15 protein-coding genes and 1 tRNA gene are annotated in these 13,913 nt (G+C 71.9%); 8 read left to right on the top strand and 8 right to left on the bottom strand.

Annotated elements, in window-relative coordinates:
* Positions 1-116 precede the first annotated feature (116 nt).
* The 3 genes from rpmG to ykgO are packed head-to-tail and all read left to right on the top strand — an operon-like array spanning position 117 to position 720.
* Positions 117-281 (top strand): 50S ribosomal protein L33, encoded by a 165-nt coding sequence (rpmG, locus tag ACIBN2_RS19815; protein WP_399135768.1) that lies wholly within the window; start codon positions 117-119, stop codon positions 279-281.
* A 46-nt stretch (positions 282-327) separates the two neighbouring features.
* Positions 328-585, top strand: coding sequence for a type B 50S ribosomal protein L31 (locus ACIBN2_RS19810; protein WP_399135767.1), 258 nt, complete (start codon positions 328-330; stop codon positions 583-585).
* Positions 586-597: 12 nt separating this feature from the next.
* Positions 598-720, top strand: a complete 123-nt coding sequence (gene ykgO, locus ACIBN2_RS19805) for a type B 50S ribosomal protein L36 (protein ID WP_248775818.1) — start codon at positions 598-600, stop codon at positions 718-720.
* A 70-nt stretch (positions 721-790) separates the two neighbouring features.
* On the opposite strand, the gene ACIBN2_RS19800 is transcribed toward ykgO, so the two are convergent.
* Complete coding sequence (locus tag ACIBN2_RS19800) at positions 791-2,182, bottom strand: hypothetical protein (protein WP_399135838.1); 1,392 nt, start codon at positions 2,180-2,182, stop codon at positions 791-793.
* Positions 2,183-2,449: 267 nt separating this feature from the next.
* On the opposite strand from ACIBN2_RS19800, the gene ACIBN2_RS19795 reads away from it, so the two are divergent.
* Positions 2,450-3,199 carry a cobalt-precorrin-6A reductase gene (locus ACIBN2_RS19795; protein ID WP_399135766.1) on the top strand — a complete coding sequence of 250 codons (750 nt, stop codon included), beginning with the start codon at positions 2,450-2,452 and terminating at the stop codon, positions 3,197-3,199.
* Positions 3,200-3,257: 58 nt separating this feature from the next.
* On the opposite strand, the gene cobF is transcribed toward ACIBN2_RS19795, so the two are convergent.
* On the bottom strand, positions 3,258-4,031 hold the full coding sequence (cobF, locus tag ACIBN2_RS19790; protein WP_399135765.1) for a precorrin-6A synthase (deacetylating): 774 nt from the start codon (positions 4,029-4,031) through the stop codon (positions 3,258-3,260).
* Between the two features lie 36 nt (positions 4,032-4,067).
* Positions 4,068-4,601 (bottom strand): DUF309 domain-containing protein, encoded by a 534-nt coding sequence (locus ACIBN2_RS19785; protein WP_399135764.1) that lies wholly within the window; start codon positions 4,599-4,601, stop codon positions 4,068-4,070.
* A 105-nt stretch (positions 4,602-4,706) separates the two neighbouring features.
* Between ACIBN2_RS19785 and ACIBN2_RS19780 the strand changes: the two genes are divergently transcribed.
* A tRNA-Pro gene (locus ACIBN2_RS19780) sits at positions 4,707-4,783 on the top strand.
* Between the two features lie 108 nt (positions 4,784-4,891).
* Here the strand turns inward: ACIBN2_RS19780 and ACIBN2_RS19775 are convergent.
* On the bottom strand, positions 4,892-5,791 hold the full coding sequence (locus ACIBN2_RS19775; RefSeq protein WP_399135763.1) for a hypothetical protein: 900 nt from the start codon (positions 5,789-5,791) through the stop codon (positions 4,892-4,894).
* A 136-nt stretch (positions 5,792-5,927) separates the two neighbouring features.
* Here ACIBN2_RS19775 and ACIBN2_RS19770 point away from each other — a divergent pair, with 136 nt between their 5' ends.
* Together ACIBN2_RS19770 and ACIBN2_RS19765 are read left to right on the top strand one after the other, a co-directional pair.
* Positions 5,928-7,772, top strand: a complete 1,845-nt coding sequence (locus tag ACIBN2_RS19770; RefSeq protein ID WP_399135762.1) for an ABC transporter ATP-binding protein — start codon at positions 5,928-5,930, stop codon at positions 7,770-7,772.
* Between the two features lie 135 nt (positions 7,773-7,907).
* Positions 7,908-8,921 carry a YihY/virulence factor BrkB family protein gene (locus ACIBN2_RS19765; protein WP_399135761.1) on the top strand — a complete coding sequence of 338 codons (1,014 nt, stop codon included), beginning with the start codon at positions 7,908-7,910 and terminating at the stop codon, positions 8,919-8,921.
* 44 nt (positions 8,922-8,965) lie between these two features.
* On the opposite strand, the gene ACIBN2_RS19760 is transcribed toward ACIBN2_RS19765, so the two are convergent.
* Positions 8,966-9,505, bottom strand: coding sequence for a YceI family protein (locus ACIBN2_RS19760; RefSeq protein ID WP_399135760.1), 540 nt, complete (start codon positions 9,503-9,505; stop codon positions 8,966-8,968).
* 124 nt (positions 9,506-9,629) lie between these two features.
* Between ACIBN2_RS19760 and sigJ the strand changes: the two genes are divergently transcribed.
* Positions 9,630-10,565: an RNA polymerase sigma factor SigJ gene (sigJ, locus tag ACIBN2_RS19755; RefSeq protein ID WP_399135759.1), complete on the top strand. Its 936-nt coding sequence runs from the start codon at positions 9,630-9,632 to the stop codon at positions 10,563-10,565.
* 17 nt (positions 10,566-10,582) lie between these two features.
* Here sigJ and ACIBN2_RS19750 read toward each other — a convergent pair whose 3' ends face one another.
* Genes ACIBN2_RS19750 through ACIBN2_RS19740 form a run of 3 tightly spaced genes read right to left on the bottom strand, consistent with a single transcriptional unit; the run spans position 10,583 to position 13,892 of the window.
* A complete protein-coding gene (locus ACIBN2_RS19750) occupies positions 10,583-11,584 on the bottom strand; it encodes a glycoside hydrolase family 43 protein (RefSeq protein ID WP_399135758.1) in 1,002 nt (333 codons plus the stop codon).
* On the bottom strand, positions 11,584-12,366 hold the full coding sequence (locus tag ACIBN2_RS19745) for a GntR family transcriptional regulator (protein ID WP_399135757.1): 783 nt from the start codon (positions 12,364-12,366) through the stop codon (positions 11,584-11,586). The genes ACIBN2_RS19750 and ACIBN2_RS19745 overlap by 1 nt, the downstream gene beginning before the upstream one ends.
* A 32-nt stretch (positions 12,367-12,398) precedes the next feature.
* On the bottom strand, positions 12,399-13,892 hold the full coding sequence (locus ACIBN2_RS19740) for a CoA-acylating methylmalonate-semialdehyde dehydrogenase (RefSeq protein WP_399135756.1): 1,494 nt from the start codon (positions 13,890-13,892) through the stop codon (positions 12,399-12,401).
* Between the last annotated feature and the right edge of the window lie 21 nt (positions 13,893-13,913).

The following is a 13,913-nucleotide window of genomic DNA, read 5'->3' as shown; positions in this document are numbered from 1 at the left end:
GGCCCGCGGCAAGGCGCCCACTGGGGCGGGAATGCGGCGGCGGGCGACTGCGTTACAGCCACTGTGATTGACATGCTCGGATCAGAGATCCAGGGCGTGGGCGAAGGGAGGACCTCATGGCACGCAGCACCGCGCGTCCCGTCATCAGGCTGAAGTCGACGGCCGGCACCGGAGTCACCTACGTGACCCGCAAGAGCCGCCGCAACAACCCCGACCGACTGGTCCTGCGCAAGTACGACCCCGTGGTCGGCGAGCACGTCGCGTTCCGCGAAGAGCGCTGAACCGACCTGCGCAGCCAGACGCACAGGGCACCGAGGAGGTAACCCCATGAAGCCCCGCATCCATCCCGACTCCCGGCTCGTGGTCTTCCGCGACCGCGCCGCGGACGCCGCGTTCCTGACCCGTTCCACCGCCGACTCGGCCAAGACGATCGAGTGGGAGGACGGGAACACCTACCCGCTCATCGACGTCGAGATCTCGTCGGCGAGCCACCCCTTCTACACCGGCAGGTCGCGGGTCCTGGACACCGCAGGCCGAGTGGAGCGCTTCGAGCGCCGCTACGGCCGCACCGCGACGCGTCACTAGGAGAGCAGAACCATGAAGGTGCGCAATTCCCTGCGCTCGCTGAAGTCCAAGCCCGGGGCCCAGGTGGTCCGCCGCCGCGGCGTGGTCTTCGTCATCAACAAGAAGGACCCGCGCTTCAAGGCCCGCCAGGGCTGACCAACCGCGCGAGGGCGGCCTCCCAGGAGGGGGGCCGCCCTTCGCGGTGTCCTGAGGGTCCTCCGGCTTCTCAGGGCGTGATGCCGACCCCGTCGATCCTGCTCCACGCCGTCTCCTGCGCCGCCGTCATCGCGGGCCAGTGCAGCCCGCCCGGCCGCGGCCGCACGCGCGTGGCGTAGGCGGAGGGGTGGAAGCCGGGTTCGTAGAAACAGCCCGTCCCGTACGTCCGGTCGAAGGCGCCGCACGAGGTGGCGAGCGACCCGGGCGTCGGCTTGCGGCCGGTGCGCACCCAACTGTCCAGCGCCGTGATGGAGTTGGCGTACTCCGAGTTGCTCAGCTCGCTGTGCTCGTGCTCGTCGGTGAACGACTGCACCAGGTAGCGGTCCCGATGCGCGCCCCGGAGCGTGGCCCGGTAGGCCGCCTCGTGCTCCACGAACGCCGTCGGATCGTCGATCGCGTGCAGGGTGAGCACCGGGATCGACACCTTGCCGGTGAGATCACTGTCGTAGGACAGATCACGTACGGCGGTGGGGTCGGCGGAGAACCGCTCGACTCCGGCGTTGAGCGCCTTGTCGTCGTGCGAACCGGAGTACCGCACACCCGTGTTGGAGAACGGGTTACGGCCGCCGAGCCGGTCGCGCACGATGTCCCGGAACGTGAAGGTCGCGAACCGCAGATGGGACTCCAGCGTGCGCTCCGGGATATGGGTGACGGCCAGGATGTCGTCGAGGTTGCGCTGCTGGAGCGCGGTGCGCTCCTCGGGAGGCGAGGCGTAGCCCGTGCACTCCTGAAGCCGCGAGCGCAGCCCCGCCGTCGTCATCGCCGAGTCGGCGCGCAGCCCCTGCCAGAGCGGGTACTGGGGCTCGGCCGGGCGGGGGTGGTTGTGGCAGTAGTACTGGTAGACGACGCGCAGGTCCACCCGGTAGTCGTAGCCTCGCGAACCGCCGCCCAGCACACCGCTGGTGAGCAGCGCGCCGTCATAGGGGCCGTTCTCGCGTCCGTACGTCTCGACGACCTTGGCGGCCACGTCCCCGCCCCAGGACTGGCCGTGCACATACGTCCGCTTCGGCTTGCCGAACCGCTCGACGAACAGCCGGCGCACGCTCTCGGTGTCCGCCGCGGCCATCCGCGTGCCGTAACCGCCGCGGCGGTACGACGAACCCGCCCACGCGTACCCCTCGTCGACCATCACCGACCAGCGGGCCAGATCGTCGACACTGCGCTGCGGGTCCGAGCCGGCGCCGAGGTCGGGGCCGCCGTGGGCGTGCACGACCAGGGAGCCGTTCCAGTGCTTGGGGACGGCGATCGCGTAGGCGGCGCCGTCGGCGTCCTGGCCAGTGAAACACGTCGCCTTCGCGCCCAGTTCGGCCGGGCAGGCCACGGCCGCCGGCGGCGCCGTGCCCGCCTGGGCGGGAGGGGCGCCGGTCAGCGCGGCCGCGACCGCGGTCAGGGAGGCGAGCACTCCGGTACGCCGGCGCCGGCTCGCTCCGCGGATCAGTGCGCGCGTTCTCGTCGTCTCCAAGACGCTGCTCCTCGTCCTCGTCGGCGCCGCGTCGCGCCGTCGGCGGCGATGCTAGGGAGGGGGACGGCCGGGAACCACGCCCTGATCGTTGTGTTCATAGTGTTCGGCGGCGGCCGGTGGCCGGTGGCCGGTGGCCGGTGGCCGCGGCGGGCGCACGAGCGGCCCCCTGCGGCTCCCTCCCGGCCCCCGGCCTCGTACGCTCACCCCATGTCCCCCCACGTCCTGATCCTCGGCGGCACCGCCGAGGCCCGCGAACTGGCCGCCGCGCTCGCGGCACGCCCCGGTGTGCGCGTCACCACCTCCCTCGCGGGGCGCGTGACCCGGCCGGGCGCACTGGCCGGGGACGTACGGGTCGGAGGCTTCGGCGGGGCGCGGGGACTGGCCGACTGGCTGCGAGAACAGCACGTGGACGCCCTCGTCGACGCCACGCACCCCTTCGCCGAAGGCATGACCGCGAACGCCGCGCAGGCCGCGGCGGCGAGCGGTGTGACCGCGGTCGTGCTGCGCCGCCCGGGCTGGCGGCCGGGCCCCGAGGACCGCTGGCACATGGTCCCGTCGCTCGCCGGGGCCGCGGACCTGCTGCCGCGCTTCGGCTCCCGCGCGTTCCTGACCACCGGCCGCCTGGGTCTCGCCGCCTTCGCGCACCTGACAGACCTGCACTTCGTCGTACGGTCGGTCGAGCCCCCCGAGCCGCCGATGCCCCCGCACACCGAAGTCCTGCTCGCCCGCGGGCCGTTCACGCTCGCCGACGAGACCACGCTCCTGCGCGAGTACCTGATCGACGTCCTGGTGACCAAGGACAGCGGGGGAGAGGCGACGGCCGCCAAGCTCACGGCCGCTCGCCGCCTCGGGCTGCCGGTCGTGCTGGTGCGCCGGCCGCCGCTGCCGGAAGGCGTGAACGCGGTGCCGGATGTGGCGGGGGTGTTGACCCGGCTGGGTCTCGACGCGCTTCAGTAGCCGCGGAGCGGCGCTTCGGTAGCCGCCGAGCCCGCCCTCACGCCGGGCCCCCTCCCGATCACTTCTCCGGGTGGCGGCGCAGCAGATACGTGTCCATGATCCAGCCCTTGCGCTCCCGCGCCTCGGCCCGCACCCGCTCGATCTCCGGCCCGGCCTCACCGATCGGCCCGGAGACGAGGATCTCGTCCGGGGTGCCGATGTACGCCCCCCAGTAGATGTCGATGTCCTCGCCGGCGTACTGCCGGAACGACTGGTGCGCGTCCAGCATCACCACGACATCGTCGACCCCCTCCGGGAAGCCCTCGGAGAGCCGCCGCCCGGTGGTGATCTGCACGGGCCGGGCGACGCGGTTCAGCCCCGTACGATGCCGCGCGACGAGCGCCGAGACGCTGCTGATGCCGGGCACGACGTCGTACTCGAAGTCGACGGCACCCCGCTCCCGCACCTCCTCGAGAATCCCGAGCGTGCTGTCGTACAGCGCCGGGTCCCCCCACACCAGGAACGCGCCGCTCTCGTCCACGCCCAGCTCCTCGGCGATGAGCCGCTCGTAGATGTCCGCGCGGGCAGTGCGCCAGTCCCCGACGGCGGGCGAGTAGGCCGCGCCCCCGGCCTTGCGGTCCCGCTCCGGATCCCGCGCCTCGACCACGCGGTACGACGCCGGGTCCGGTATGTGCGCATCGAGCATGTCCCGGCGGAGCTGCGTGAGGTCGTCCTTCACCTCACCTTTGTCGAGCAGGAAGAACACGTCCGTGCTCCGCAGCGCCCTGACCGCCTGCAGGGTCAGCTGGTCGGGGTCGCCAGCGCCGATACCGATGACATGAATCTTTCGCACACCCCGAGTCTGCCGTACGCCACCGACAGTGCCGGCCTACGGGGTCCGCCCGCGCAGCCGAGGGGCCCGGGCCCCGGCGTCGACGGCCTCGCCACCGCCCTCCACCTCGCCGGCCAGCTCCCGCGCCCAGCCGGCCACCCCCACCAGATCCATCCCGTACGGCCGCTGCCGCCCCGCCTCCGCGGCCCACTCCTCGACGGCCCCGGCACCGCGCCGCAGCAGCCGGACACCACCCGTGACGTTCCCGCGGGCGGCATGCGTGAGCCCCACGGCGATCTGCGCCAGGCCCCGCCACAGCGCCCGCTCCTCCTCCGGGCCCGACTTCCAGGCGTCCTCGAACACCTCGTGCGCATGGAAGGGCTTCCCGGCGTCCAGCAGCCGCTGCGCCTCGGCGACGGTCCGCTCCGGGGCCCGCACGACGCCCTCGGGCTGCCGCTCCACCCCGTCCGCGCCGTACGGCAGCGGCCGCCCGAGCCCGTCGCGGGGCCGCGCGTTGCGCGCCCGCCCCTCGCCGTCCCGGTCGCGCGCGGCCACCGGCCGTCCTGAGTCTCCTGCGGATGTGCTGCCCATGGCACCGATTGTCGCGCGCCCCCGCGGCCCGCTTCGAAAGCGGTCCCCGACGTGGGGTAAAGTACTGTCCGCGCGATCACGTGGTTCACCACGCGAAGCGCGCACCGGGACGTGGCGCAGCTTGGTAGCGCACTTGACTGGGGGTCAAGGGGTCGCAGGTTCAAATCCTGTCGTCCCGACCAGCTTCACGGCAGGTCGGAGGCCGTTCTCTCACATGATGGGAGGGCGGCCTTCTCGCGTTCCCGGCAGGGTGGGCCGCGTGGCCCCACCGGACGCAACCGGAGCCCGGCCTACCGCCGTTCCCGGCGCCGCCGCGCGGACCACCGCCACAGCCATACGGCGCCCACCACGAGCGATGTCGCGGTCAGCGCGATCCCCAGCACCGGCCAGTTGCTGCCGGCGATGCGCAGGTCGGTGGCGACGACGGTGACGACCATGGCGATCGGGACGAGCAGGGACAGCAGGGCGCGCCCGGTGCTCGCCAGTGTGCCCGGTTCGAGGCGCCGACGGGCGGGGACGGGGACGTCGGCGAAGTAGTGGCGCACGGCGCGGTCGGTGAGGCGGGTGGTGGCGCGGTCGTAGGAGACGGCCATGTACGGGAGCCACACCAGCGGGGCGACCAGGCCCGTCAGGAAGACCGCGCCCACCAGCAGCCAGCGGCCTGCCTGGACCGTCCACCGGGTCCGGTCGGCGGATCCGCTCGGGGTGAGCAGCCCGAGGAGGCGGGCCATGCGCCAGGTGATATCCCAGAGGGACGCCAGGCGGGGCCGGCGTCCGGGCGGGCGGGGGCGGTACGCGGTGAGGGCCGCCCGCGCGGTGGCCTCGTCCCCGTACACGCCCTGCACGACGAGGAGTTCGCAGGCCCGTTCCTTGTCCGCCGGATCGCGGCCGTCCAACGCGGCCAGTTCCAGGACGATACGGGCCTGACGCAGCAGGGCGGCGCAGAAGGCGACGGGAATGAGCAGCAGGAACGGCCCGCCGACGAAGGCCCCCTCGGCCGTGACGGCCCGATGACCCCGCCGGATCACCTGCGCGCGCGCCTCTTCCGGTCCGCCGCCCTCGGGCAGTGCGGCCACCGTGCGCCGGGCCGTCTCGCCCAGGTGCCGCACGGCGAACACAGCCAGCTGCTCGGGCAGCCCCCGCGGATCGGCGGCGACCTGCCGCAGGAGGGTGCCCTCCAGGGACGACACAGGGGTCAGTATCGCAGCGGCGGGCCATCTCCGCCCCGCACTGCCCGCGCCGGGAAAACGCTTGGACTCCGTACCCGCCGTCGCGGGACACTCCCTTCCTTGTCTGCCCGGATCGCCACGACCAGACAGGATCGGGATGGGTTTACCTGAATCGCGTGAGATTCCACCGCGCAGGGGCTCCGTGTTCCTCGCGCTTCGTTACTACGGACGGGAGTTGGCCCGGCTGCGGCTGCTGACGGTACCCGCGATGCTGCTGCCGGCGGTGGGCAACATCGGGATCAACTACGTCGCGCCGCTGGTCGTCGCCAAGCTCGTCGGCCGTATCGCCACGGGCGGCGGCAGCGGCGTCCGGTCCGCTCTGCCCTACGTCCTCGGCTTCGCCGGCATCCTGCTGCTGGCGGAGGTGCTGTGGCGGATCGGCCTGCACTGTCTGAACCGGCTGGACGCCCGTGGGGTCGAGCATCTGTACGTGATCGGGATGGACGAGCTGTTCGCCAAGGACGCCGCCTTCTTCCACGACAACTTCGCCGGGGCGCTGACCAAGCGGGTGCTGAGCTTCGCCTCCCGCTTCGAGGACTTCGCCGACACGCTGACGTTCAACGTGCTGGGCAGCGTCGTGCCGCTGGCGTTCGGGTCCGTGGTGCTGTGGCGCTACGAACCCCTGCTCGTCGTCGGTCTGTTGGCCATGATCGCGCTGACGGCGGTGTGCGTCGCGCCGCTCATCCGGCGCCGTCAGGCGCTCGTCGACCAGCGCGAGGAGGCCATCGCCCGGGTGTCGGGGCATGTCGCCGACAGCCTGATGAACATGGACACGGTGCGCGCGTTCGCCGCCGAGCCCATGGAGGCCGCCGAGCACCGGCGCCGTGTCGCCCACTCTTGCCGGCTCATGCTGAAGTCGTGGGACTACGGCAACCTGCGCATCGACACGCTGGTCGCGCCCATGTCCGTACTGACCAACGTGCTGGGTCTGCTGCTCGCGGTCGCGCTCAGCGGTGGCGGGCACGGCGTGGAGGCCGTGGTCGTCGCCTTCACGTACTACACCAACGCGACGAAGATCATGTTCGACTTCAACCAGATCTATCGCCGCCTGGAGAGCTCGATGACGGAGGCCGCGCAGTTCACCGAGCTGCTGCTGGCCGGGCCGACCGTGCTCGACCCGGCGGAGCCGGAGCCGCTGCTGCCGGGGCCCGCCGACGTCCGATTCGAGCGCGTGACCTTCGCCCACGGGGGAGGGGACCCGCTCTTCGAGGACCTCGAGCTGGCCGTGCCCAGCGGGACGAAGATCGGCCTCGTCGGCCGGTCCGGGGGCGGCAAGACCACACTGACCCGGCTGCTGCTGCGGATGACGGACGTCCAGGGCGGCCGGATCCTGATCGGCGGCCAGGACATCAGCACACTGTGCCAGGCCGACCTGCGCGGCCTGATCGCCTACGTGCCGCAGGACCCGGCGATGTTCCACCGCACCCTGCGCGACAACATCGCCTTCGCCCGGCCGGACGCCTCGGACGCGGAGATCCGCCGCGCGGCCGAGGCGGCGCACGTCACGGAGTTCGCCGACGCGCTGCCGGAGGGCTTCGACACGATGGTCGGCGAGCGGGGCATCAAGCTCTCCGGCGGCCAGCGCCAGCGGGTCGCCCTGGCCCGGGCGATCCTGCGCGACGCACCGGTCCTGCTGCTCGACGAGGCGACCAGCGCCCTGGACTCGGAGAGCGAGATCCTCGTCCAGGCGGCGCTGTGGCGGCTCATGGAGGGGCGCACGGCGCTGGTGGTGGCGCACCGGCTGAGCACGGTCGCCACCATGGACCGGCTCGTGGTCATGGACCGCGGACGGATCGTGGAGCAGGGCAGCCACCAGGAGCTGCTCACGGCCGACGGCGCGTACGCGAAGCTGTGGCAGCACCAGTCGGGCGGCTTCCTCGCCGAGAGCCCGGTGACGGACCGCCCCGTGGGCGAACATCCCGCGGGCGCGGACCTGCACTGAGCCCGCGCCCCTGAGCCCGCGCCGGAACGGAGTTCCCGGACGCCCACCTGGGCGAACAACCTGACCGGCCGTTTCGGCGCGAGGCGCGGGGAAACCCGTCGACCTGATGAGGAACCGCAAGAGAAGTCGCGAGCGATGAGATGGCTCGAGCGGGCTGACGGCTTCCAGAGGCGTCACCGCTGGGTGGGTCTGCCCCTCGCCGTCGTGTACAAGTTCTACGACGACCAGGCGCTGTACCTCGCCGCGCTCCTCACCTACTACGGCTTCCTCTCGCTCTTCCCCCTGCTCCTGATCCTCGTCGCCGTCCTGAGCACCTTCCTGAGCGGCGATCCCGCGCTGCGGCAACGGGTCCTGGACTCGGCGCTGGGCGAGTTCCCGGTCATCGGCGACCAGCTCGGGGCGAACATCCACTCGTTCCACGGCAACGGGGCCGCACTCGCCGTGGGCATCGTGGGCAGCCTCTACGGCTCGCTCGGGGTCGCCCAGGCCGCGCAGTACGCCCTCAACAAGATCTGGGCGGTCCCTCGGCACGCGCGCCCGGATCCGTTCCGGTCGCGGCTGAAGGCCCTGCTGTTCCTGCTGGTCCTGGCCCTCGGGCTGGGTGCGTTCACTCTGCTGTCGGTGGCGTCCTCACAGACCTTCCTGTTCGGCACACGGCTGAGAGGAGGCACCTGGATCGCCGCCACCGCGGGCTCCGTGTGCCTCAACGCCCTTCTGCTGCTCATGAGTTACAAGCTGCTCACGCACCGGGCACTGCCCCTGCGCCGGCTGGCCGCGGTCGCGCTGGGCGGAGCCTTCGCGTGGCAGGCGCTCCAGTGGGTCGGCACCTACTACGTCAGCCACGTCCTGCGCGGGGCCACCGCCACCTACGGCATGTTCGGCATCGTCCTGGGCCTGATCGCCTGGCTCTACGTCGGGGCCCTGATCTTCATCACGGCGGCCGAGGTGGGAGCCGTACGGGCCATGCGCCTGTGGCCCCGCAGCCTGCTGACGCCGTTCACCGACCGGGTCACACTGACCCCGGCGGACCGCCGCGCCTACCGGTCGTACGCCGCCACCGAGGCATTCAAGGGGTTCCAGAAGGTCCGGGTGCGCTTCGACCCGCCACCGAATCCCCGGCACGACGAAACGCCGGACGACTCCTCCTGAAGCGGGGGCGGACGTCTCGAGGCGCGCGGCAGGGCGGTCGCGTTCTACGGCCGCCTCGCCGCGACCTCGAACTCCAGCGTCACCTTCCTGCCGACCACGCCCCGGCCCCAGCTGATCCCCCACTCCGTACGGTCGATCGTCGCCCGGCCGGTGAAAGCCACGTGGGAGGCGCCCCGTGGATCGCTCTCGGCGCCGGTCAGCCGGAGTCGCACGGTGACGGGCCTGGTCACGCCGCGGACGGTCAGGTCGCCGGTGACCTCGAAGTCGTTCTCGGTGACGCGCCGCACGCCGGTCGAGGCGAAGGTGATCGCCGGGTGGTCGTCCGCCGCGAGGAAGTCGCCGCTGCGCAGGTGGTCGTCGCGCCTGCGGTTGTGGGTCCGGATGCTTCGTGCCCGGATCGTGAGCCGCGCGCCCGACTTCGACGGGTCGTCGCCGTCCAGGTGCGCGCTGCCCTCGAAGTCGTCGAAGTGGCCGCGCACCTTGGCGAGCAGCATGGCCCGGCCGGCGAAGGCGAGCCGCGTGCGGCTGGTGTCGAGGACGTAGTCGCCGGTCAGCTCGGTGCCGGCGTGGATCGTGGTCGTCATGGCCGTTACGACGGGACAGCGTCCCGGAATGTGAGGCGAGGTAGGTGGAGAATGCGGCTCACATTTCACCGCGCTGCGTCGTCGAACCTGTGAGGACCGATCCGACCGAGGGAGCCGTAGCACCATGACCAGCCAGTCCGAGCCGGAAGACGTCCCGCCCGACCCGAGTGTGCGCGCGGTCATGAGTGAGCGCCGGCATCTGATCAATCTCGCGTACCGGCTGCTCGGTTCGCTCGCGGACGCCGAGGACGTGGTGCAGGAGACCTACGCCCGCTGGTACGCCATGTCCGCGCGGCAGCAGCAGGCCGTCGCGTCGCCCGGCGCCTGGCTGACGAAGGTCGCCGGCCGGATCTGCCTCGACCTGCTGCGCTCGGCGCGGGTCCGGCGCGAGAGCTACGTCGGCGAGTGGATTCCGGAGCCGCTGCCGGGCCGTACCGAGTGGATCACCGGGTGGTCGGGCGGCACCGGCACGGACCCCGCCGACCGGGTCACCCTTGACGAGTCGCTCAGCATGGCCTTCCTCGTCGTGCTCGAGTCGATGACCCCGGCGCAGCGGGTCGCGTTCATCCTGCACGACGTCTTCCGCTACCCGTTCGCCGACGTCGCCGAGATCGTCGGCCGGACACCCGCGGCCTGCCGCCAGCTGGCCACCTCGGCCCGGCGCCGGATCAGCGACTCGCAGACGCCGGCGACCCCGGCAGCCGCGCGCCCGGACGTCGTCAGGGCCTTCAAGGAGGCGTGGGAGGCCAAGGACATCGACGCCCTCATCGGCGTCCTCGACCCCGACGCCACGGCGATCGGCGACGGCGGCGGTCTCGTCAGCGCCGAGCTCCACCCGGTCCACGGCAGCGGTCGCATCGCCCGCCGTATGGTCGAACTCATGGACCGAGCACCGGACTTGACGCTCCTGGAGCGCACGGTCAACGGACAGCCCTGCCTGGTCGCGCAGCAGGGCGACGCGATCGTGGTCGTGATCGCGTTCGGCCTCGCGGGCGACCGGATCAGGCGCATCTGGGCGGTGCGCAATCCCGAGAAGCTCCGGCCCTGGACGACGACCTGACGTGTTCCGGCCGCCCGTCAGCCGCCGCCGTCGAGGTCGTCGCGCCGCCGCAGCACCCGGAGTTCATGCCCGTCGAGCCGCATCTCGTACAGCTTTCCCCGTGCGTCGGCGAAGGGGCGGTGCAGGATCATCATCAGCCGGCCGTCGAAGGTGTGGAACAGCATGCCGTGCCCGCTGTCCTCGCGGACCAGCGGCCGCTGCTGCCGCCAGGGCCCGGCGAGCTCACCGGACTCGGAGACCGCGTAGGTCTGCACATAGCCCCCGCTGATCGTGCCGTCCTGACCCGCGACGTTCTTCTCGTACGTCGACCACAGCATGAGCAGCGCCCCGTCCGGGGCGCGGTGCAGCTGGGGGCCGTCGGTGATGTACGGCGCGAGCTGGTGCGGGACACCGGCCGGGATCTGCTCGCCGAGCCAGGAGGCGTCCGAGGCCTTGAAGAGGAAGACGGGGTCGCCGATCGTCGAGGTCAGGTCCGGGGCGAGCCGGATCGCCTCCATGGTTCCGTCGATCGTCTGAAGCCACTCGTGCGCGTACACCATCCACGGCTGCCCGGACGGATCGACGTACAGCGTGCCGTCGAGCGTCATCAGATGCGCGGGCGGGGTCGGGCGCGAGGGATCGACGACGGTGAAGGGGCCCAGCAGCGAGTCGGACACGGCGGTGACCGTGCCGCGCATGTGGTTGCTCAGCCGGAACGGCGTGCCGTAACGGCTGGACGGCGGCACCGGCAGCGGTCTGTCCTCGTTGTGCAGCGTGGTGAACAGGTAGTACCGGCCGGCCAGTTGATGCACCTCCGGTGCCCAACCGCCGTCGCTCGCCCAGAGCTCCGGCTGGTCGGCCGTCCGGAAGACCACGACGGGGTGCAGCCAGTCACGCAGGTCCCGGCTGCGGTAGACCATCGTGCCGGTGCCCTCCACACCCGACACGGAAGGGTCGTTGGAGGTGAAGAGGTGGTACGTACGGCTGCCGGCGTCGGCGACCACGAACGGGTCGTGCAGCGGCATGTCCGGCAGCCGCATCACCGGCTGACCAGCAGCTGGAAGTCGAACGCGTACCGCGACGCCCGGTAGATGTGCGTCCCGAACTCGACCGGGCGGCCCGTGTCGTCGAACGCCGTGCGCTGCATGGTGAGCAGGGCGGCGCCCTCCTTCTCGTCGAGGCGGCCCGCCTCGTCGGCGGTGGCGGAGCGGGCGCCGATGGTCTGGCGGGCGCTGTGCAGGGTGATGCCGGCACCGCGCATCATCCGGTACAGGCCCGTGGACCGGAGGCGGTCGGTGTCCAGGTCCAGCAGGGTCGCGGGCAGGTAGTTGCAGAGCAGGGCGACCGGCTGGCCATGGGTCAGGCGCAGCCGTTCCAGGACGATCACCTCGCCGCCCTCCGCGATGCCGAGCGCGGCCGCGACGTCCGGGGACGCCGGGACGCGCTCGTTGCGGACGACCTGCGTGGTGGGGCCCTGTCCGGCCGCCTCCAAGTCGTCGTAGAGGCTGCTGAGTTCGAGGGGACGCTTGACCTGGCTGTGCACCACCTGCGTGCCGACGCCGCGGCGCCGTACCAGCAGGCCCTTGTCGACCAGGGACTGGATGGCCTGGCGGACGGTCGGCCGGGACAGGCCGAGCCGGGTGGAGAGGTCGATCTCGTTGCCCAGGAGGTTTCCCGGGGCGAGGGCCCCGTGTTCGATGGCCGCCTCCAGCTGCTGTGCGAGCTGGTAGTACAGCGGCACCGGACTGGCCCGGTCCAGGGCGAAGTCCAGCGAGTCGAGTGCGGCCGTCGCGGCACGTGCGGTGGCGCCGGTCCTCGCCATGGCGTCCCTCCCTCGGATGAATTGAGGCGGCGTCAGGAGTGGCTGGGGAAGCCGAGGTTGATCCCCGCGTCGGCCGGGTCCGGCCAGCGCGTGGTGATCACCTTGCCCTGGGTGTAGAAGGCCACGCCGTCGTTGCCGTAGATGTGCAGATCGCCGAAGAGGGAGTCCTTCCAGCCGCCGAAGGAGTGGTAGCCGACGGGCACCGGGATCGGCACGTTCACGCCGACCATGCCCGCCTTCACCTCCAGCTGGAAGCGGCGGGCGGCGCCGCCGTCCCGGGTGAAGATCGCGGTGCCGTTGCCCCAGCGGGAGTCGTTGATCAGCTCGATGGCCTCGTCGTACGTCTCCGCGCGCACCACGACCAGCACCGGGCCGAAGATCTCGTCCCGGTACGCGTCCGCAGTCAGCGGCACCTTGTCCAGGAGCGATACGCCGAGGAAGAAGCCGTCCTCGTGGCCCTGGACCGCGTAACCGGTGCCGTCCACGACCACCTCGGCGCCCTGAGCGGCGGCCGAGGACACGTACGAGGCCACCTTGTCCCGGTGCTCGCGGGTGATCAGCGGGCCCATCTCGGAGGCCGGGTCGTCGCCGGGGCCGATGCGCAGGCTCTTCGCCCGTTCGGCGATCTTGCCGACCAGTTCGTCGCCGGTGTCACCGACCGCGACGACGACGGACACGGCCATGCAGCGCTCGCCCGCGGAGCCGTACGCGGCGTTGATCGCCTGGTCGGCGGCGAAGTCGAGGTCGGCGTCGGGCAGGACCAGCATGTGGTTCTTGGCGCCGCCGAGGGCCTGCACGCGCTTGCCGTGCTCGACCGCCTTGAGCTGGATGTACTTGGCGATCGGCGTCGAGCCGACGAAGGAGACGGCCTCGACGTCCGGGTGCTCCAGGAGCCGGTCCACGGCGACCTTGTCGCCCTGCACGACGTTCAGCACGCCGTCGGGCAGGCCGGCCTCGGCGGCCAGTTCGGCCAGCCGGAAGGAGGCCGAGGGGTCCTTCTCGCTCGGCTTGAGCACGAAGGTGTTGCCGCACGCGATGGCGAGGGGGAACATCCACATCGGCACCATGGCGGGGAAGTTGAACGGCGTGATGCCCGCGACCACGCCCAGCGGCTGGCGGATCGAGGCCACGTCGACGCGGGTGGAGACCTGCGTCGACAGCTCGCCCTTCAGCTGCACGCTGATCCCACAGGCGAGTTCGACGATCTCCATACCGCGCGCGACCTCGCCGAGCGCGTCGGAGTGCACCTTGCCGTGCTCGGCGGTGATCAGCGCGGCGATCTCGTCGCGGTGGGCGTCCAGCAGTTCGCGGTACTTGAACAGGATCGCGGTGCGCCGTGCGATCGAGGAGGCGCCCCAGGTCTCGAAGGCGGCCTTGGCGGAGGCGACGGCGGCGTCCACCTCGTCGACGCTCGCGAACGCGACCTGCTTCTCCTGCGCGCCGGTGGCCGGGTCGTAGACGGCGCCGTGGCGGCCGGAGGCGGACTCGACGGGCTTGCCGCCGATCCAGTGGGTGATGGTCTTCATGGTGCAAGGGCCTTTCAGGTA

Source organism: Streptomyces sp. NPDC050534, assembly GCF_044457745.1.
Lineage (GTDB): Bacteria > Actinomycetota > Actinomycetes > Streptomycetales > Streptomycetaceae > Streptomyces.
This window is presented reverse-complemented; position numbering and strand designations above follow the sequence as displayed.